The sequence below is a fragment of the Parabacteroides caeci genome (assembly GCF_023656795.1).
GTDB lineage: Bacteria > Bacteroidota > Bacteroidia > Bacteroidales > Tannerellaceae > Parabacteroides > Parabacteroides segnis.
Window position 1 is genome coordinate 24,003 of record NZ_JAMOKT010000042.1, and the last position, 21,368, is coordinate 45,370.

The 21,368-nt window shown below is 42.8% G+C and carries 15 protein-coding genes; 3 read left to right on the top strand and 12 right to left on the bottom strand.

The genetic code is table 11. The features are described from left to right. Positions 1-16: 16 nt before the first annotated feature. The 6 genes from NBH15_RS19075 to NBH15_RS19100 all read right to left on the bottom strand — a co-directional run bounded on the left by NBH15_RS19075 (position 17) and on the right by NBH15_RS19100 (position 5,922). A complete protein-coding gene (locus NBH15_RS19075; RefSeq protein ID WP_370686665.1) occupies positions 17-1,216 on the bottom strand; it encodes an N-acetylmuramoyl-L-alanine amidase family protein in 1,200 nt (399 codons plus the stop codon). A gap of 247 nt (positions 1,217-1,463) precedes the next feature. After that, positions 1,464-1,907, bottom strand: a complete 444-nt coding sequence (gene rplI / locus NBH15_RS19080) for a 50S ribosomal protein L9 (protein ID WP_007654153.1) — start codon at positions 1,905-1,907, stop codon at positions 1,464-1,466. A gap of 21 nt (positions 1,908-1,928) precedes the next feature. Then, positions 1,929-2,198 carry a 30S ribosomal protein S18 gene (gene rpsR, locus NBH15_RS19085; RefSeq protein ID WP_007654155.1) on the bottom strand — a complete coding sequence of 90 codons (270 nt, stop codon included), beginning with the start codon at positions 2,196-2,198 and terminating at the stop codon, positions 1,929-1,931. 2 nt (positions 2,199-2,200) lie between these two features. After that, positions 2,201-2,554, bottom strand: a complete 354-nt coding sequence (rpsF, locus tag NBH15_RS19090) for a 30S ribosomal protein S6 (protein WP_007654157.1) — start codon at positions 2,552-2,554, stop codon at positions 2,201-2,203. Positions 2,555-2,673: 119 nt separating this feature from the next. Further along, on the bottom strand, positions 2,674-4,182 hold the full coding sequence (locus NBH15_RS19095) for a sulfatase (protein ID WP_250823320.1): 1,509 nt from the start codon (positions 4,180-4,182) through the stop codon (positions 2,674-2,676). Between the two features lie 519 nt (positions 4,183-4,701). Continuing rightward, a complete protein-coding gene (locus NBH15_RS19100; RefSeq protein WP_244050719.1) occupies positions 4,702-5,922 on the bottom strand; it encodes an alkaline phosphatase family protein in 1,221 nt (406 codons plus the stop codon). A gap of 333 nt (positions 5,923-6,255) precedes the next feature. Here NBH15_RS19100 and NBH15_RS19105 point away from each other — a divergent pair, with 333 nt between their 5' ends. Then, on the top strand, positions 6,256-7,263 hold the full coding sequence (locus NBH15_RS19105) for an alpha/beta hydrolase (protein ID WP_250823321.1): 1,008 nt from the start codon (positions 6,256-6,258) through the stop codon (positions 7,261-7,263). Here NBH15_RS19105 and NBH15_RS19110 read toward each other — a convergent pair whose 3' ends face one another. Next, positions 7,264-8,649, bottom strand: a complete 1,386-nt coding sequence (locus NBH15_RS19110) for a protein kinase domain-containing protein (protein ID WP_010800478.1) — start codon at positions 8,647-8,649, stop codon at positions 7,264-7,266. It lies immediately after the preceding gene. Positions 8,650-8,790: 141 nt separating this feature from the next. Between NBH15_RS19110 and NBH15_RS19115 the strand changes: the two genes are divergently transcribed. Beyond that, entirely contained in the window at positions 8,791-10,278 is a 1,488-nt protein-coding gene (locus NBH15_RS19115) for a capsule assembly Wzi family protein (RefSeq protein WP_007654167.1), read from the top strand. A 2-nt stretch (positions 10,279-10,280) separates the two neighbouring features. On the opposite strand, the gene NBH15_RS19120 is transcribed toward NBH15_RS19115, so the two are convergent. Continuing rightward, on the bottom strand, positions 10,281-11,018 hold the full coding sequence (locus tag NBH15_RS19120; RefSeq protein WP_044215226.1) for a lysophospholipid acyltransferase family protein: 738 nt from the start codon (positions 11,016-11,018) through the stop codon (positions 10,281-10,283). A 139-nt stretch (positions 11,019-11,157) separates the two neighbouring features. On the opposite strand from NBH15_RS19120, the gene NBH15_RS19125 reads away from it, so the two are divergent. Continuing rightward, the gene (locus tag NBH15_RS19125) at positions 11,158-11,328 is read left to right on the top strand and encodes a hypothetical protein (RefSeq protein ID WP_007654169.1); all 171 of its coding nucleotides are present in this window, start codon (positions 11,158-11,160) and stop codon (positions 11,326-11,328) included. Between the two features lie 80 nt (positions 11,329-11,408). Here the strand turns inward: NBH15_RS19125 and NBH15_RS19130 are convergent, their stop codons facing one another. The 4 genes from NBH15_RS19130 to rpoB form a co-directional block, all read right to left on the bottom strand. Then, on the bottom strand, positions 11,409-11,726 hold the full coding sequence (locus NBH15_RS19130; protein WP_007654170.1) for a DUF3467 domain-containing protein: 318 nt from the start codon (positions 11,724-11,726) through the stop codon (positions 11,409-11,411). A 385-nt stretch (positions 11,727-12,111) separates the two neighbouring features. Further along, positions 12,112-12,975 (bottom strand): endonuclease/exonuclease/phosphatase family protein, encoded by an 864-nt coding sequence (locus NBH15_RS19135; protein WP_250823322.1) that lies wholly within the window; start codon positions 12,973-12,975, stop codon positions 12,112-12,114. A gap of 135 nt (positions 12,976-13,110) precedes the next feature. Next, positions 13,111-17,403: a DNA-directed RNA polymerase subunit beta' gene (rpoC, locus tag NBH15_RS19140; protein ID WP_250823323.1), complete on the bottom strand. Its 4,293-nt coding sequence runs from the start codon at positions 17,401-17,403 to the stop codon at positions 13,111-13,113. A gap of 74 nt (positions 17,404-17,477) precedes the next feature. Beyond that, positions 17,478-21,290, bottom strand: coding sequence for a DNA-directed RNA polymerase subunit beta (gene rpoB, locus NBH15_RS19145; RefSeq protein WP_010800482.1), 3,813 nt, complete (start codon positions 21,288-21,290; stop codon positions 17,478-17,480). Positions 21,291-21,368 lie beyond the last annotated feature (78 nt).

The following is a 21,368-nucleotide window of genomic DNA, read 5'->3' on the forward strand; positions in this document are numbered from 1 at the left end:
ATTATATGTTTCTCTTTTAATACTTTACCTTTTTGCCATCTTTAAATGCTACGATAAAAGCATCTTTAAAGTCTTTAGCAGCCTGTCGGCGCAACTTCCTGATCGAATCGAAATCGGTCGTTTCGCCATAGGTGTATTTATAGATTCCTTTCTCCACAAAGAAGTCTACATTCTTATATCCTTTAAACACTTTTGCCCCCGGAGAAAGTTTTTTATCCGAGGTAAGAATTTGCACTTTATAGACAATTTTCCCTGTTGCATTCGATTTTGTCCGAGTCGCAGCAGTAGTTTGTTTCTTTTGTGAAGAAACCGAAGCATTTTTCTTTTTATTCAGAATATCCTCTTCACTACCGGCAGGCACAGCCTCTTCCGTTGCTTCATATTCAACATAAGACACCTCCGAGCTTGTTATACCCTGCACAGATCCGGATAACCCTCCCTGCTTTCTGTCGTATTCTTTCTTATACCTGCTGAATGCGTCATACAAAGCACTCGCCAACCGGTTTTGCCCATCCGAAGATTTCATAAAACGCTCCTCATCCCGATTCGAAATATACCCCAGTTCGACCAAAACACTTGGCATACTAGTCTTCCTCAAAACCAGGAAACCGGCTTGCCTTACCCCTCTATCTGCCCGTTTTGCCGAGACAAAGCATTTTTGTATCTCTGAAGCAAAACTAACGCTCTGCTCCATATGCTTGTTCTGCATGAACTCAAAAATAATATAGGATTCGGATGAATTCGGATCAAAACCTTCATACTTCTGCTGATAGTCATCTTCCAGCAAAATAGCAGAGTTTTCACGCATAGCCACAGCCAGGTTTTCGTCGGTACGAGCCAAACCTAACGTATAAGTTTCCGTTCCACGAGCAGTGCTACCTTTTTTGACTGAGTTCGTATGGATGGATATAAAAAGATCCGCCTTATTACGGTTAGCTATATTCGCACGTTCATCCAGTTCTATAAAACGATCTGTCTTACGGGTATAAATAACTTTTACATCGTCATGACCGGCGGCTATCTTATCCCCAAGTTTTAAAGCCACAGAAAGATTAATAGCTTTTTCATTAATAACAGTACCGCGAGCCCCAGGGTCCTTTCCTCCATGACCGGCATCAATCACGACAGTAAAAGTCTTCTCTCTCGCCTGAAGTACAGGAAGAGTCAAAAACAAGGCCATCAACAGATTAATATATAGAAAAGATATTCTAGCCACAGTAAACGATTTTATGCAAATTCGGGGCAAATGTAGCATTTTTTTACTGATAAAGAGAAGTCTTTTTCTATAAATAATTAGTCATAGCCGGTTTAACGTCGTTCATTCCGGTATCCGGCTCATAGGATAACAGAACAAAACCAGATGAATCTTTATACAATATAAAAGTAGTCCACCCAACTATATAAAACCACAAAAGGGCAAATCCCGAAGGACTGCCCTTTTCAACTTTATATCGTTTACTGAATTATTCAGAAACCACTTCGAAAGGAATTTCAACAGAAACTTCCTTGTGAAGTTTAAGGATTGCTTTGTAGTTACCTACTTCCTTAACAGCATCCTTAATGTAGATAATCTTACGTTCTACTTCGAAACCAGCTTTTGCCAAAGCTTCAGCAACCTGGATATTTGTAACAGAACCGAAGATTGTACCAGTTGAGCTGGTCTTTGCACCGATAGTCAATGCAACGCCTTCCAACTTTGCAGCCAATGCCTGAGCATCTTCTTTGATCTTAGCCAATTTGTGAGCACGCTGTCTCAGGTTTTCAGCTAATACTTTCTTAGCAGACTCAGAAGCGATTACTGCCTTACCCGTGGGGATTAGAAAGTTACGTCCGTAACCGTCTTTTACTGTTACGATATCGTCTTTGTAACCTAAATTGATTACATCTTCTTTCAAAATAACTTGCATATTCTGTCTCCTCTCTTTTTATTATTTCATTAAATCGGTTACGTAAGGAAGCAACGCCAGGTGACGAGCTCTTTTTACAGCCTGAGCGATACGACGCTGGAACTTCAAAGAAGTACCTGTGATACGACGCGGAAGAATTTTACCCTGTTCGTTCAGGAATTTCTTCAGGAATTCAGGATCTTTGTAATCGATATACTTGATACCGTTCTTTTTGAAACGGCAATATTTCTTTTTCTTAACGTCTACTGAAGGCGGAGTTAAATATCTGATTTCTGATTGAGTTGCTGCCATGATTAATTCTCCTTTACTGTTTCTTTTGATGATTTCAGATTTCTTCTCTTAGCGGCATATTCTGCTGCATATTTGTCCTGGCGGAAAGTCAGGAAGCGGATCACACGTTCGTCACGACGGAAGTGAACTTCCAAAGTAGCGATAGTTTCCGGATTTGCCTTGAATTCAACCAGCTGATAGAAGCCTGTTGTTTTCTTGTCGATAGGATAAGCTAATTTGCGCAATCCCCAATTTTCTTCGTTCACGATTTCAGCACCCTGTTCTTTCAGGAGGTTCGTGAATTTTTCTACCGCTTCCTTCATCTGTGCGTCAGACAAAACGGGAGTTAAAATGAAAACGGTTTCATAATTGTTCATAAAACGCTGTTTTATATTTGTTAGTACTTAAAAATTTGCGGGGCAAAGGTAAGAAGTTTTTCCGAGTATACAACACATTACGTGTTATTTTTTACTCTAAACGTCTGCTACTTCCTCTTTTAATAAACCGGTCTCAGCACATTTCCGTTCGCATCTTCCGGATAAAGCGCACCTTCGGCATCGAGTTGTGCCGTCATTGCTTTTACCATCTTGACCAGTAATTTTGGATTTCTTTCCGACACGTCCAATGATTCGCCCGGATCTTTCTTTAGATTATACAGACGGTAACGGGGTTCGGACGGATTTTCCGGATTATAATAATAAATCAGTTTCCAATCTCCTTCTATATAAGTAGTAAAGTAACTTCCCCGATGCTCATGTGGGAAATGCATCAGCACAGTTTCCGGACGGCTATTGTTTCTCTTTCCTTCCAATTGGTCCCGCAGGTCGACACCATCGATAATATGGTCCTTCGGATTTTTTGCTCCGCTCAACGAAACAAGTGTCGGATAAATATCCATAACAGTCCCCATCTGTAACTGGACACCACCGACTTCAATCGGTAATTGTTTTTGAAGCGGATTATTCATATCCGGCTTACCCCAGCAGGCAATAAACGGAACGCGGACACCACCTTCAAATTCAGAGCCTTTCTTTCCACGCAAAGGAGCAGAAGAAGTGTAACCTTTATCATCACCCAAAGGGGCATCGGAACCATTGTCACCCAGAAATATAATTAATGTATTCTCGGCAATCCCTAATTCTTCTAGATGATCCATAATATCACCCAGCGATTTATCCATTCCTTCGATCAACGTAGCAAAATCAGCCGCGACTTTCGGCCTTCCCGTATAACGGTAATGATCGGCAAAACGTTTATCTGCTTCAAAAGGAGAATGAACAGCATAATGGGACATATATAAGAAGAAAGGCTTCTTCTCCCCTACAGCCTCAGTGATCTGCTCATTGGCTTCCAATGTCAGAGCTTCGCTCAGGAATGTATCTGTACCATGATACTTTTCTAATCCCGGTACGGCACGAGCCTTCTGTCCTTTGATATGTCCGTATCCGTTCTCCCCGTAATAACTACCCGGATGCCCGATGGAAGAACCGGCAATATTCACATCAAAACCTATATTCTGAGGCAGTTCACCGTCGCTGTTCTGGCAACTGAAATGAGCCTTGCCGACATGGATCGTTTTATATCCGGCATCGTGCAGCACACGGGGCAATGTTACATCATTCTTCGAGATACCTTTCCAGTTCCAGTCTGTCGGCCCGAAAGGTGTTTTGTTATTTGTTTCAGAATTGATCCAGTTGGTCGTTCTATGTCGGGTCGAGTTCTGGCCGGTCATGATAGATGCACGGGAAGGAGAACTGACACTTTGCGCATAGAAAGTAGAAAAACGAATTCCCTGACGAGCCATACGCTCCATATTCGGAGTCTGATACCAGTCATTCAGCGGATAACGGACCGGATTACCTGCCTCATCCGTCAGAAACGGAAGCGAAGTATCCATAAGGCCCATATCATCGACCAGAAAAACAATAACATTCGGACGTTCCTGTGCCACGAGCGGCTGTCCGGCTAAACATAAAAGAGTTGATACACAAAGAGTTTTTTTCATGATATTTTATTTTAATAATATAAATGAAATCTATTTCCACATGACATATATTCCAACTAGCACTATAGTCTCCCCTGACATAGCATAGCTGTCTAAACAATGATAGCACAGTAGTGCTAATGGGGGCAACACTATAGTGCTATCAGTCACACAGCTTCTTTTTTGACCACCTATAAGAACTTTTTTGTAATCACCTTTCAGCTTTCAGTTCTCTACTACCGATTTATTTTCAATGGATAGAGACTGAAAGATCCGGTAAAAAGAAATACATCCTTGTCTTTAGGCCAATAAACAAATATACACTTTTCTTTGTACCGATGCCTGTGTTTTTCTCAATAGGCTGGCAGCGAACAAACAACGGATGCCTACCCATTCGGAAGAACAACACTATCTTCTCCGGAAGGTATGTTATCACCACCATTCAGCACAAAACTCCTAAACATCAAGTAATTAAAAGAACATGAAGGCTGAAACTTGACTATAAAAAGTCTCTGGAGAAAACAACCGACATAATTTCTTTTATTTCTGTAACCAACGGTTCAGATGATTGCCCGGAGACACGACAACGAACTTATAAAACTGCGATGCCGGTAAAACCTGCAGATCGACCGTATAACTTTTCACGCCGGCCGGAAGTTCCGCGAGCTTAGTCCACTCATCCTTTCCGCCTTCCCTGAACTTATTAGCGGAAGCGGCATAGACTGTGACCGGGGCATTTCCTGTATAGGATTTCCAGGACAACTCCACCGTATTATCATAAGGCAGGGTTTGCAAATCATAAATATCGGTCTGCCCGATAAACGGCATGCCGTCCTGCTCCCAAAGTACAGCCTGCGGAATTTCAAATCCCATATAACGGCAAATGGAAGGAGCGATATCCGTGATAGCCAGGGAGCCTTTTGTAAAATGACTGTTTACAGGGATATTGGTCGAAATCCAAGTAGTACGTTCGCGCCAGGACTGTCCCCCGTGACCGTGACCATTCTCTCCGCGTCCGTGATCGGTGGTAACAACAACCATCCATTCTTCATCAAAGTTTGCTTCGCGGTACTTGACGGCTTCCCAGATACGGGCAACCTGATTGTCGGCCTTCCGGACATATTCGTCGAAGAAAGCCCCGTTTCCGGCAATATGCCCTGCGTCGTCGGTGTACCACAGATAAACCCAGCTCAGGTCGGGTGCCTCTTTACGAATACCTTCTGCGGCATCCTTCGATATTTGTTCATCTATATCGAAGATATGCAAATCCTTCTCCTTTTTAGGGAAACGGACTGTATCCAGGTCGTAACCGTCTTTTACATAATCTATTTTAAGATTGTTTGTTTCCTTCTTCCCCTCCCCGATCAACACGGTACGGTTATCCGTCCAGCTGGAATAAATGGCTGTTTTATACTCTTTGGGTTGTTCTTTCGCGATCCTGAAGATAGTCCAGTAGTTATAATTAGGTTTCAGGTCCGAATTGCCGCCCACATTATGCTTATTAAACCAAGTAGATGTCAGCAAATTGGTATATCCGATCGCCGATATCGTAGCGGTCTGGGAATATCCTCCTATCTCACCTCCGGTATAAGCCCTGCCATAGGCTCCCCTCGACGCTATATCAAAAATCGCCGGAGTATGCAGTCTCTCGATCTGGTCGGCAGGAACCCCATCGATGATTATATACACTGCCTTCTTCGTCTTGGCAAACAAACCGGCGCAACACAGCACCATCAGTAACAAAGAATAAAAACGTCTCATAACTATCTTCCTCTATTGGTTATTAATGAAGTCCTAAAAGTACACAATTATTTTATTTAATGAAATAAAGAGCAGCATAAATCAAACTAACCGGAAAGACATGACTATTTAGCTTGTTTGTCATAGACTTTTCGTATTTTCTCCCTTATTCTATTTCTTTTGAGCAAGCTAAAAATCAATTTATGCATGCCGGAATGAATAAAAATACAAGAGGAAAGAACTAAATAGTAATATAGAAAAGATTAAAATACGATGTCTTCCGTTTTAATTGTTTACCTACCTTTGCGACCGGAACAATGATATACCCGTCGTGGTTATAAAAGGAAAACGATTATGAGACGCAAACTTTATTTTACATCTTTACTTATTCTGCTGGCAGTCAGCCTGTATGCCCAATATATACCCGATGTACTGGGAGACGGATACCTGCGTCGTACTTTTCAAATGCCTGACGATTACGAAGGGAAAGTGGTCTGTACGCTGGTCAAGAAGCCCCAGTTGCCCGATGTAAAACAGGCGGTCCTGTATATTCATGGTTACAACGATTACTTTTTTCAGAAGCAACTGGGCGATAGCGTGAATGCACACGGCTACAACTTCTATGCGATGGACCTGCGAAAATACGGGCGTTCCATCCTCCCCAACCAGAATCCGTTTTTCTGCAAAAACCTTACGGAGTATTTCGCGGATATTGATACGGCACTGGCAACCATACGTTCGGAAGGGAATGACAGGATCTTGTTGATGGCCCATTCCACGGGAGGATTGATCACACCATTATACCTGAATAGTAAAAAGGATAACCTTCCAGTCGACGGGTTGATATTGAACAGTCCTTTCCTCGACTGGAACTTCGGATGGTTTATGGAAAAGGTCGCTATTCCAGCTGTGGCATTTATAGGGAGATTCTTGCCGAACCTGACCGTACAAGGCTATGGCATTGCATCTTACGCACACAGCCTGTTGAAGCAGTTCAAAGGGGAATGGGAATACGATACAAACTGGAAGATGATTAACGGGCATCCTAAAAAGGCAAGCTGGATAAAGGCTATTCAAGAAGGGCAACGAAAAGTAAGGAAAGGCCTGCACCTGGATTGTCCGGTTTTGGTCATGTCGTCCGACAAGTCATATCCGGAGACCAAAGAGTGGCATAACGAATATCTATCTTCCGACATAGTACTGGATGTACACGATATCCAGAAGTATGCTCCGAAGCTGGGAGAGTATGTGACCCGCGACACGATACCGAACGGCATCCATGACCTGATACTCTCCGAAAAAGAACCCCGCGACCACACCTACCGGACGGTTTTCGACTGGATGAACCGGAAAGGCTTCTGATTATTTTCTTCCGAGAGCCGAGATATGTTGCTTCATCTGGTTATTCATATCTTCCAGAATGTAACGGTTGACATAACTAAAGCTAAAACGGAAAAAGTAATCGCGTAACGTCCCGGCATTGGCGGGAGAAGCCAGGCTATGCAGATGGTTCAGCGCGATAAAAGTATACCCCTCACGGGAGATGCGGTTGTAAAACTCAATTTTAGTCCGGTCCAGTGCGATAATATCCCCGTCGCTTTCGGCGAAACCGTTCATCGCTTCCTCCCAGGTGATCTGCGTACGTTCTTCGTAAACGGCCCAGCGGTACACATCCTTGCCGTTTACCTTTTCGGGCAGTGTGTTCGAATGGTGAACCAGGATATAGTCGTTCCGCATATCGCTGTCACTGTGAATCCAGATATCCAACACCTTATATTGTGCTGAGTTATCGAACTTGATATATCCGTTCTTGCATATCTGAGGAGAAAAGACATTCCGTTCCACATCCGTGAAATAGATCAGGTTGCCGCCAAAGAAGTCTTTTCTGGAGACAAACTCGGAAAAGAGTTTTATGATCTTTGCCTGGTCCGAACAATGAACAAACTCGGGAAGTTCCTTAGGAAAGTTCTTCCGGCAGATCAGGCTGAACTCTTTCAATAATTCACTCGGATCACGTTCTTTCTGGATCTCTACAAAAGCCAATATCTCATCCACCGAACGGAAGCGCCGGCTGTTATCCTGTGTCAGACAACGTTCCACGATCTGGTCATACAGTTTCAATGCCGGGAAAACCTTGCTTATGCCAGCATCGTTACTGATATTTCCGAAAGCATACCATTGCAGTACCTCTCCGATCGCGGTGATATCTGAATAACCGGCATCGTTATTCTCCAGAATAGAGACATCCGTCAGGACAAAATCATTATGATCGTCCACCAGGATATTACGGGGAGTTATAGCTCCATGGCTGATTCCCATGCTATGCAGGAACTGTACGGTGTTCGTCAGGAAACGGAACAGCTTCAAGAAAGTATCCATCGAAAGTATACTCCGGTATTCTTCCAACGAACATTTATACAATTTCATCACAAGGACCGGTATTTCCTCCCCTTCGACAGTTACGATATCAAAGTCGGCATACTGGACAATGTTATTTCTTGTCTCCAGAAGCGATATTTCCAGGTATCTTGCTTTAAGTTTATTTAACCACTTCCCTTTTCTTGAGTCATCGCCATTAAACAAAAAGAATTTCAAGGCAACATCTTTTCCATTCATTCTCGCTTTGAAGACTATGCCTGCCTCATTCCTCCCTAAAGGTTTGGAATCTAACTGACATTCCCCCAAAGATAATGAAATTCTATACTTTTCAGCATCAAGAAATTCAAACAAAAGTAGCTTATCATCCATATCAAACGTTGTAAATCAAGCAGTGACAACAAAGATACAATTATATTTGTATTTTTATAATGCTTAAGCTTCTTTTTTAAATGAGTCTCTTGAAGCATTATATTTATCATTACCTTTGTTGCGGACAAAAAAGTAAATTAAATGAAAGCCTTACATATTATATTAATAGGAATAAGTTTGCTTAGTATTTCTGTTCGCAGTTATTCCCAGATCAACAAGATACAAGATTCCACAATTTATAAAGCCGAGCTGTTCGGTTCGGCAGCAACCGGTTCGAACACCCCGTTCTGGATGGTCAGCAACCGCTATGGAGTTGTTCCGTTGGATGCAGGAAACGGGCTTTTGAATGCAGGAGTTTTTCATAACCAACATTTCGGTTCGAAGTTCTACTGGGGCGCAGGGTTGGATCTCGTTGCAGCCGTACCACGCCACCGTAATGTTTTCATTCAACAGGCTTATGCGGAAATAGGATACAGAAGCATGCTGCTCAGCATTGGAAGTAAGGAACGGTATAATTCGTTATGGGACCGTAACCTGAGTTCGGGTGATATGACTCAATCGGCTAATGCCCGTCCTATCCCGGAAATTAATATCAGTATGCCTGAATTTACATTAGTTCCCTTAACTAAAGGGTGGCTACAGGTGAGAGGTGATTTTGCCGTAGGTAAGTCATTCGATACCGATTACCTGAAAGATTTCGCCAACTCGAAACAGACTTACGTGAAGAATGTATTATGGCATCATAAATCCTTCTTCTTCCGCATTAAGGACACAGAAAATAATTTTCCTTTATCCTTCACAGCCGGTGTTCAGCATTTTGCCCAATGGGGAGGTACTTCCACTAATCCCAGAATCGGCAAGCAACCACAATCTTTTAAAGATTTCATAAGAGTAGTTTTCGGACAAAAGGGTGGCGACGACGCAACAGCATCCGATCAGATCAACGTACTGGGCAGCCATTACGGTTCTTACGATTTCAAATTAAGTTACACACAAAAGGACTGGGGAGGACATTTTTATTATCAACATTATTTCAATGATAAGTCGGGGATGGAGTTTGCCAATAAAACGGACGGCTTATGGGGTATTCAAGTCGATTTACCGACTATTCCCTGGCTAAATAAAATTGTAGCCGAATATCTGGTAACAATGAATCAAAGTGGACCGATGCACTTTATCACATTCGACCGTGATAAATGGAAAGGCGGCCGCGGAGGTGGAAACGATGATTATTATAATAATGGAGAATACCGGACTGGTTTTTCTTATTTTAACCGTGGAGTAGGTTCACCGCTGATTCCCGCACCGGAATATAACACAGACGGTACTTTAGGCTTTGAGAACAACCGTGTTAAAAGCTGGCATTTCGGAGCAGAAGGCAATATTAACGCACTCCTGTCCTACCGCGTATTATTCACGGCAATGAACGGTTGGGGGACCTCTTATATCCCATACCTGAATAAGAAATACGGAACTTCCAGCCTGGTCGATATCAACTACACGCATCCCCGGTTAAAAGGATGGCAGTTTACCGGATCAGTTGCAGCCGATACCGGAACGATGCTGGGCAAGAGTGTCGGGTTCAGTCTGGGTGTAACCAAGACTGGTTTATTGAAAGCATGGAACTAATTTCACTTATACTTCTCCCATAAGGCAGAAGCAATGATCGCCTGCGTCCGGTCTGCAAATTGCTGCATCCCTTTATGGGAAGGGTCCATATCTTCGGTTGAAATAGCCGGATGAATGATCATCTCCATTTTATGCCGATGCACATTCAGCGATCCGATCGGCAAAACATCAAAAGGTCCGTTCAATGTAATCGGCACAATCGGCAAATGTTGATCGAGAGCCATCTGGTAAGCGCCTTTTTTAAAACGGATCATTTTCCCGGTATAGGTCCTTGAACCTTCCGGAAAGACAACAACAGAGGCACCGTTTTTGAGACACCGTTCCGCCTCCTGCACACTGCGGGCTGCTGCTTTAGGCGTAGAATTATCCACAAATATAAAACCAGCAGCACGACAGGCGGCTCCCACAAAAGGAATCTTTCCGATACCAGCCTTCATCACCCACTTGATCGGGACGCCCAGAAAACCATAAATAAGAAAAATATCAAATGCCCCCTGATGGTTTGAGACAAACACGTATGATTGTTTACGATCTATATTTTCCCGACCTCTTACTTTTACGGGACAGAGTGCCAGATAACATGTCAGCCGGGACCAGATCATACCCGGATAATAAGCAAAAATCTTTTCTCCCCCCAGCAAACAACCAGCGATGACAGTTAAGGCTGTAACGATCGTGAGCACCAGAAAGACAGGCACAAAAAACAGCCATAAATAAACCAAGTAAAGTATTCGTATCATATATAACTGTATTGATCCTACAAATATAACCGCTAAATTTGATGGATTCATTATTTTTATTCTAAAATATTTTTGCAATCGGGTTATTATTACTTTATTTGCGGTAGAAAAGAAAATTATTATAAAAACATCTATAACCATGAGCGAATTAGTCAAAAATCTTGGGGTAATCGTACTCCTAATCGGTGTAATCATCCTTGCTGTACCGGCTATTACCGGAGGTGTAACCAACACTATCCTTATCGCAGGTTTGGCAGTTATCATCCTTGGTTACGTCGGTCACATTGTTATCAACAAGAAGATGGAGTAACACACACAAGCTTCAAAAAATTAAAAAGGGATCGTTTCTGATAATTGAAACGATCCCTTTTTAGTTTAAAACACGATAAATCAGGCTTCCCCCTGAACGCCTCCCATCGGTGGAATAAAATCTTCAAAATTAGCCGTCTTATTTCCTCCTTTCAACTGTTCTTCATATTTTGCCAGGTTATCCTGCAATGCAAAAAACAAGCGCTTTGCATTATCCGGAGTCAGGATCACACGACTTTTCACCTGTGCCTTCGGAGCTCCCGGTACCACACGGATAAAGTCGAGTATAAACTCTGATGTTGAATGTGAAATAATTGCCAGGTTTGCATAAGTACCCTGTGCCATTTCTTCTGACAGTTCTACCTGTATCTCGTTAGAAGGTTTGTTATTGTTCTCCATTTTCTTTATGTTTTATGTTTAACAAATCGAACGCAAATATACTGATATAAGAAGTATCCATGAAATATATTGGAAATAAAAAGGGCCACCTTCACAGGCGACCCTTTTCCAGTTGTGTTTTTAATTCTCAATTCTTTAGACCAATGTAAAAAAAATACCTTATTGTGTTTAATATTTATTATCCTGACTTTTAGGCTAAGGTTTTTTCTGTTCAGACGTATATCTACATTCAGAACGATACAAAGATACAAACTGTAGAAAAAAACACCAAACACAAATTAGTCATTAACTAATATTCCTCCGATAATTAACAAAATAAAACACATATAAAATAGGTTATAAATAGATTTACTCCGAAGTGCATTCCATTACAGACCAATATTTTCTATTTAATTACCAAAGTTGCAATAACCGGACAATGATCGGACGGATACAGATGATTAAGTGTATCTGTAAGCACACCGTTAATCAAAACCTTTATGTCTCCTTTCATGAAAATATAGTCGATCCATTCTCTCTTTTCAAGAGGAATACGTCCGTAGTCATGGAAAGTCCATTCCGGGCCATATTTCAAATCTGCCACTTCACGGGTATGGATCACATGGCGCGGATCGCTTTTATCTGTCAATACTTTTATCGGATCATCATCCGGAGTCGCATTAAAGTCGCCTGTAACAATAACCGGTAAGCCTTTAGATAGCTTATGTGCTTCTTCAAGCACTAAAGAAGCTCCCTCATGGCGGGCTACTTTTCCCATATGATCCAGATGAGTGTTCAGGAAGAAAAACTTTTTCCCGGATTCTTTATCTTTAAAGATACCCCAGGTAGCAACACGTTCGCAAGCTGCATCCCAGCCTTTTTTACCTACGGCATTCATATCTTCGGCCAACCAGAAATTACCACTGTCTTCAAGTTCGAAACGGTCTTTTTTATAGATAATCGGAGCATATTCACCTTTGGTCTTTCCATCTTCCCTACCAACACCGACATAGGCATATTCCGGCAGACGTGTCAAAAGATCCGTAAGCTGGTGATTCAATACTTCCTGCGCTCCAAAGATATCCGTATTATAAAATTCAACCAGATTAGCTGCTAAATCCTTTCGGTTACTCCACTGATTATCTCCGTCAGCATTCGTATCCATACGAATATTGAACGTCATTACCTTCAAAGGAGCATCCGGCTGTTTAGCCGACAAAAAGCCTGCAAACAATAATACAGACAGAATACTTAACAAAATCTTTTTCATGATACTTTATATATTTAGTTAATATAGGCGACAGACAAAAGTAAGATATCTATACTGATTAAGCAAATTACTAAAAACAAAAAAGGCTTCCGGAAATAAACCGAAAGCCTTCTTTTATATTATATGATAAGCTATTTACTCACCATCTCTGTCCATCGCATTAAAATCTACAACATTCTTGCGGTTGGCAAAGATACGTTCAAATTCATCTTTAGCGCCGACAACCAACTTGTCGAAATCTCTCTGACCTGTACCAGCCGGGATCAAGTGACCGCAGATAACGTTTTCTTTCAAACCTTCCAGACGGTCTACCTTTCCGTTGATAGCAGCTTCGTTCAACACCTTCGTAGTCTCCTGGAAAGATGCGGCAGACATAAAGCTGTTTGTCTGCAATGCAGCACGTGTAATACCCTGAAGGATCTGATTTGCAGTAGCAGGAACAGCGTCACGAACTTCTACAAGTTTCATGTCACGACGTTTCAACATACTGTTTTCGTCTCTCAACTTACGGGCAGTTACGATCTGACCAGCCTGCATTGTCTGAGAATCTCCCGGATCCATAACAACTTTCTTGCCCCAGATACGATCGTTCTCATCCATTACTTCCAACTTATCAACCACCTGCTGTTCCAGGAAGCGAGTATCTCCCGGATCAACCACTTCTACCTTACGCATCATCTGACGAACGATAACTTCGAAGTGTTTGTCGTTAATCTTCACACCCTGCAGACGGTAAACGTCCTGTACTTCGTTCACGATATATTCCTGAACAGCCGTCGGGCCCTTGATAGCAAGGATATCCGATGGAGTGATAGCACCGTCGGACAATGGCATACCGGCACGGATATAGTCATTTTCCTGAACCAAAAGCTGTTTTGACAATGGCACCATGTACTTCTTCACTTCACCCAACTTAGAGGTTACAGTGATTTCACGATTACCACGTTTGATCTTACCGAATCCAACTTCACCGTCGATTTCAGAAACGACAGCCGGGTTAGACGGGTTACGAGCTTCAAACAACTCGGTAACACGGGGAAGACCACCGGTGATATCACCAGCCTTACCTACTGCACGCGGTATCTTAACCAAAACTTCACCAGCCTTAACAGGATCGCCGTTCTCTTTGACAACGTGAGCGCCCAGCGGCAATGAATAGTTTTTCAGATAATTACCGTTTTCATCAACGATGTGAGCAGCCGGAGCTTTTGTCTTATCCTTAGATTCGATAATGATCTTTTCTTTCAAACCTGTAGTTTCGTCACTTTCAACTTTGTAAGTAACACCTTCTACAACGCTTTCAAATTCGATCTTACCGGAAACTTCCGATACGATAACGGCATTGAACGGGTCCCATTCAATAATTACGTCCCCCTTGCTAATCTTGTCTCCGTTATTGAAGAACAATTTAGAACCGTAAGGGATATTATGAGTCAGTAATACAATCTTCGTATTCGGATCAACGATACGCATTTCAGCCAGACGGCTTACTACTACCTGATACTTCTTACCTGCTGATGCATCATCAGCTTCTACGGCACGAAGTTCGTCGATTTCCAGAATACCGTCGTATTTAGATGTAATACTGTTTTCTGTTGCAATGTTAGATGCGATACCACCGACGTGGAATGTACGCAGTGTCAACTGTGTACCCGGCTCACCGATAGACTGTGCTGCGATAACCCCGACAACTTCACCCTTCTGAACCATACGGCCTGTAGCCAGGTTACGTCCGTAACACTTAGCACAAACACCTTTCTTGGATTCACAGGTAAGTACCGAACGGATTTCCACACTTTCGATAGGAGAATCCTGGATCAGCTTAGCAGCGTCTTCGCGAATTTCTTCACCGGCAGCAACAATCAATTCACCAGTCAACGGATGCTGGATATCATGAACAGATACACGTCCCAGGATACGTTCATACAGAGAAGCGATAACTTCTTCGTTATTCTTCAATTCCGTACAAATCAGACCACGAAGCGTACCACAGTCTTCTTCATTGATGATAACGTCATGCGATACGTCTACCAGACGACGAGTCAGGTAACCAGCATCGGCAGTCTTCAACGCGGTATCGGCCAAACCTTTACGAGCACCGTGGGTAGAGATGAAGTACTCCAACACTGACAAACCTTCTTTAAAGTTTGAAAGGATCGGGTTTTCAATAATCTGACCACCTTCAGCACCACTCTTCTGCGGTTTTGCCATCAAACCACGCATACCGGACAACTGACGAATCTGTTCTTTAGAACCACGGGCACCGGAGTCCATCATCATGAATACAGAGTTAAACCCGTCATTGTCATTTGTCAGCTGTTTCATCAGGATATTAGACAACTTACTGTTGACATGTGTCCATGTATCAATAATCTGGTTGTAACGTTCGTTGAAGGTAATGAAACCCATGCTATAGTTAGCCAGAATCTGTTCCACTTCATCGTAACCTTCTTTTACCAGGTCATCTTTTTCTGGCGGAATAAGCACGTCGGCCAGGTTGAATGACAGACCGCCCTTAAATGCCATGTAGTAACCCAGGTTCTTGATATCATCCAGGAACTGAGCCGTACGGGCAACACCACATATCTTGATTACTTTACCGATAATATCACGTAAAGATTTCTTTCCTAATACTTCATTGATATAACCAACTTCGAAAGGAACGAATTCATTTACCATCAAACGACCGATAGATGTTTCGATCATTTTACGCACCAGCTTGCCATCTTCTTCTACGTTATCAACGTAAACCTTGATAGGTGCATGGATATCTACTTTCTTTTCGTTATATGCAATAGTCGCTTCTTCCGGTCCGTAGAATACCAGACCTTCTCCTAATGTACCCTTACGCATCTTGGTGATATAATACAGACCAAGCACCATGTCCTGAGAAGGAACGGTGATAGGCGCACCATTAGCCGGGTTCAAAATGTTATGAGAAGCAAGCATCAGCATCTGTGCTTCCAGTACAGCTTCATTTCCTAAAGGCAAGTGAACAGCCATCTGGTCACCGTCGAAGTCGGCGTTGAATGCCGTACAAGCCAACGGGTGCAACTGGATAGCCTTACCTTCGATCAGTTTAGGCTGGAATGCCTGGATACCCAAACGGTGCAGTGTCGGTGCACGGTTCAGCAACACAGGGTGACCTTTCATTACATATTCCAGGATATCCCAAACAACCGGTTCCTTACGGTCCACAATCTTCTTGGCAGACTTAACCGTTTTAACGATACCGCGTTCGATCAATTTACGGATAACGAAAGGTTTATAAAGTTCGGCAGCCATATTCTTCGGCAGACCGCACTCATGCATTTTTAATTCAGGACCTACAACGATAACCGAACGGGCAGAGTAGTCAACACGTTTACCCAACAAGTTCTGACGGAAACGACCTTGTTTACCTTTCAAACTGTCGGACAATGACTTCAACGGACGGTTAGCATCTGTCTTAACGGCACTCGATTTACGAGAGTTGTCGAACAGAGAGTCCACAGCTTCCTGAAGCATACGTTTTTCATTACGTAAGATTACTTCCGGAGCCTTAATATCGATTAATCGTTTCAGACGGTTATTACGGATAATAACACGACGATACAAATCATTCAAGTCGGATGTAGCGAAACGTCCGCCATCCAACGGAACCAACGGACGCAATTCCGGCGGAATAACAGGAACGACCTTTACGATCATCCATTCCGGTTTGTTACGGCCTCTGGATGCACGGAAAGATTCAACAACCTGCAAACGTTTCAACGCTTCGTTCTTACGTTGCTGTGAACCGTCCGTACTTGCACGGTGACGCAGTTCGTAAGATAGAGAATCCAAATCCAGACGAGCCAGCAAATCATAAACGGCTTCAGCACCGATCTTTGCAATGAACTTGTTAGGATCCGTATCTTCCAGCATTTGGTTTTCCTTTGGCAGGTTATCCAGAATCTGCAAGTATTCTTCTTCCGAAAGCAGGTCTAATTCAGCAACAGTGTCTACACAACCCGGCTGAATAACCACATAACGTTCATAATAAATGATAGAATCCAGTTTCTTGGTAGGCAAGCCTAACAGATACCCGATTTTGTTGGGTAGAGAACGGAAATACCAGATATGAGCGACAGGAACAACCAGATGGATATGTCCCATACGTTCGCGACGCACTTTCTTCTCTGTAACTTCTACCCCGCAACGATCGCAGACAATACCTTTATAACGGATACGCTTGTATTTTCCGCAATGACACTCATAGTCCTTGATCGGACCGAAGATACGTTCGCAGAAAAGACCGTCGCGCTCAGGTTTGTACGTACGATAGTTAATCGTTTCCGGTTTCAGAACTTCACCACTAGAGTTTTCAAGAATCTCTTCAGGAGAAGCCAGACCGATGGTTATTTTTGAAAAGTTACTCTTTATCTTGTTTTCTTTTCTAAAGGCCATATTGTTTATTTATAAAGAGTTATCAATAGATAAAGTAGATGAGCCGAAACCCACCTACTTATATTGTTGTTGAATTAATCCAGAGTAAAGCTTAAACCTAAACCTCTCAGCTCATGGAGCAATACATTCAGAGATTCCGGAATACCCGGTTGTGGCATCGGATCACCCTTCACAATTGCTTCGTAAGCTTTAGAACGTCCTACAACGTCGTCAGACTTAATTGTAAGAATTTCCTGAAGAACATGTGCGGCACCGAAGGCTTCCAGTGCCCAAACTTCCATTTCTCCGAAACGCTGACCACCAAACTGAGCTTTACCACCCAGAGGCTGTTGAGTAATCAAAGAGTACGGACCGATTGAACGGGCGTGCATCTTATCATCAACCATGTGACCCAGTTTCAGGAAGTACGTAACACCTACGGTTGCCGGCTGGTCGAAACGCTCACCGGTTCCACCATCGTACAGGTAAGATTTACCATACCGAGGAATACCAGCTTTGTCAGTCATCTCGTTCAGGTCATCCAGTGATGCACCGTCGAAAATCGGAGTAGCAAACTTCACTCCCATCGTTCTACCGGCCCAACCTAATACTGCTTCAAAAATCTGTCCCAGGTTCATACGGGAAGGCACACCCAGCGGGTTCAAGCAGATATCAACCGGAGTTCCGTCTTCCAGGAACGGCATATCTTCCTGACGAACGATCTTGGAAACAATACCTTTGTTACCGTGGCGACCGGCCATCTTATCACCTACCTGAATCTTACGTTTCTTAGCAATGTAAACCTTTGCCATCTGAACGATACCTGTCGGCAGTTCATCACCGATAGTAAGGTCGAATTTCTTACGTCTCAGTTCGGCATCCAGTTCTTTATATTTCTTCAGATAGTTCAGGATCACCTGCTTGATAAGTTCGTTCTTATCAGCATCGGCAGTCCATTTACTAACCTGAACAGCATTGTAATCCAGATCTTCCAAAGCCTTGCGACCAAACTTAGCGCCCTTCGCAATCACTTCAGTATTCATGTAGTCTTTAACACCCTGAGAAACTTTATTGTTAGTAAGCGTCAATAACTTTTCTACCAGTAAGTTCTTCAGGTCGGCCATCTTCATTTCGTATTCTTCATCCAACTTCGGAAGAATAGCCTTATCTGTCAATCTAGACTTACGTTTCTTAACAGCTTTAGAGAATAAAGCCGTATCGATAACAACACCACGAAGAGACGGAGTCGCTTTCAAAGAAGCATCTTTCACATCACCAGCCTTATCACCGAAGATTGCACGCAGCAATTTTTCTTCAGGAGAAGGATCCGATTCGCCCTTCGGAGTAATCTTACCGATCAGAATGTCACCCGGTTCGATACGGGCACCCACACGAACAATACCTCTTTCATCCAAATCTTTGGTAGCCTCTTCACTAACATTAGGGATATCGGATGTAAGCTCTTCCATACCACGTTTAGTTTCGCGCACTTCTAGGATATATTCATCCACGTGAACAGAAGTAAAGAAATCCTCACGAACCATACGTTCGTTCAGTACGATAGCATCCTCATAGTTGTAACCTTTCCAAGGCATGTAAGCCACTTTCACGTTACGTCCCAAAGCAAGTTCACCCAGTTGAGTCGAATAACCCTCAGTCAGGATATCACCAGCCTCTACACGTTGGCCACGGTGACAAATCGGACGAAGGTCTACAGTCGTACTCTGGTTAGTCTTACGCCACTTCGGAATAACATAGGTCTTAACCGCATCTTCGAAGCTTACGAAATCTTCGTCTTCAGTACGGTCATATTTAATCTTGATACAAGTTGCATCAACAAAAACAACTTCACCGGCACGTTCTGCCATAATCTGAGTACGGGAGTCGCGAGCAACCTGTGCTTCGATACCTGTACCAACGATCGGAGCATCCGTACGCAACAAAGGAACTGCCTGGCGCATCATGTTAGATCCCATCAATGCACGGTTAGCATCATCATGTTCCAGGAACGGAATCAAAGAAGCTGCGATAGAAGCAATCTGCTGCGGAGCAACGTCCATCAAATCTACTTCTGAAGGCGGCACAACAGGGAAGTCTGCTTCAAAACGAGCTTTAACCCTTTCTAGAATAAACTTACCGTTTTCATCCAACGGAGCATTACCCTGTGCAATGGTCATTTCTTCTTCCTCTTCCGCTGTATAATATTGCAAAGAATCTTCTGAAAAATCTACCTTACCATCCACAACTTTACGATATGGGGTAGATATAAATCCCAGGTCATTGATTTTTGCATACACACAAAGAGAAGAGATCAAACCAATGTTCGGTCCTTCCGGTGTTTCAATCGGACAAAGACGACCATAGTGTGTATAGTGAACGTCACGAACCTCGAATCCGGCACGCTCTCTTGACAAACCACCCGGTCCAAGGGCAGACAGACGACGTTTGTGAGTAATTTCAGCCAACGGGTTTGTCTGGTCCATAAACTGCGACAAAGCATTCGTTCCGAAGAAGGAGTTAACCACAGAAGAGATAGTCTTCGCGTTAATCAAATCGATCGGAGTAAATACTTCATTGTCGCGAACGTTCATACGCTCACGTACAGTACGTGACATACGAGCCAGACCGATACCGAACTGATTGTATAACTGTTCACCTACAGTACGAACACGACGGTTACTTAAATGGTCGATATCATCCACGATCGCTTTTGAGTTAATCAATTCGATCAGATACTTGATGATCTCGATTATATCTTCTTTTGTCAAAACCTTAACATCATCACTGGTAGTAAGGTTCAACTTTTTATTAATCCTATAACGGCCTACTTCACCTAAATCATAACGTTTTTCAGAGAAGAACAGGTTCTGTATAACTTCACGGGCACTTGCTTCGTCTGCAGGTTCTGCATTACGCAACTGACGGTAAATATATAATACAGCCTCTTTTTCAGAGTTACTGGGGTCTTTCTGAAGCGTATTATAGATGATTGCATAATCTGAAAGATTCTGGTCTTCACGATGTAACAATACATTTTGTGTACCAGATTCCAGAATTGCTTCAATACTGTCGCTATCCAACACCGATTCACGGTCGATGATAACGTCATTACGTTCAATAGAAACAACTTCGCCAGTATCTTCATCTACGAAATCTTCCACCCAGGTTTTCAATACACGGGCAGCCAGCTTACGACCGATCAGTTTCTTCAGGTTTGCTTTTGAAACTTTTACTTCTTCAGCCAGGTTAAAGATTTCAAGAATATCTTTATCGCTTTCAAAACCAATAGCTCTTAAAAGGGTAGTTACAGGTAATTTCTTTTTACGGTCGATATATGCATACATCACATTGTTAATGTCTGTTGCAAATTCGATCCATGAGCCTTTAAACGGAATGATACGTGCTGAATACAATTTCGTTCCGTTGGCATGTGTACTCTGACCAAAGAATACACCCGGAGAACGATGTAACTGTGAAACAACAACACGCTCAGCACCATTTATCACAAAAGTACCGCGATCAGTCATATAAGGGATCGGGCCCAGATATACATCCTGGATAACCGTATCGAAATCCTCATGATCCGGGTCTGTACAATACAGTTTTAACTTTGCTTTTAAAGGCACACTATAGGTTAATCCGCGGGCAATACATTCATCTATGCAGTAACGGGGCGGATCGATATAGTAATCTAAGAACTCCAACACAAAGTTGTTTCTGGTATCTGCAATAGGGAAATTCTCTGCAAACACCTTATACAAACCCTCCTTCTTTCTCTTCTCAGGAGGTGTGTCAAGTTGAAGAAAGTCTTGGAATGACTTCAATTGAACTTCGAGAAAGTCCGGATACGGAAACTGATTCTTAATCGAAGCAAAATTAACTCTTTGGTTTTCAGCTGTTGAAGACATCTAGTAAGGAATTTATTGAACTTATTGAAATTATAGACACAAAAAGGTTAAGAATCTCCTTTTAGGGAGACTCTTAAC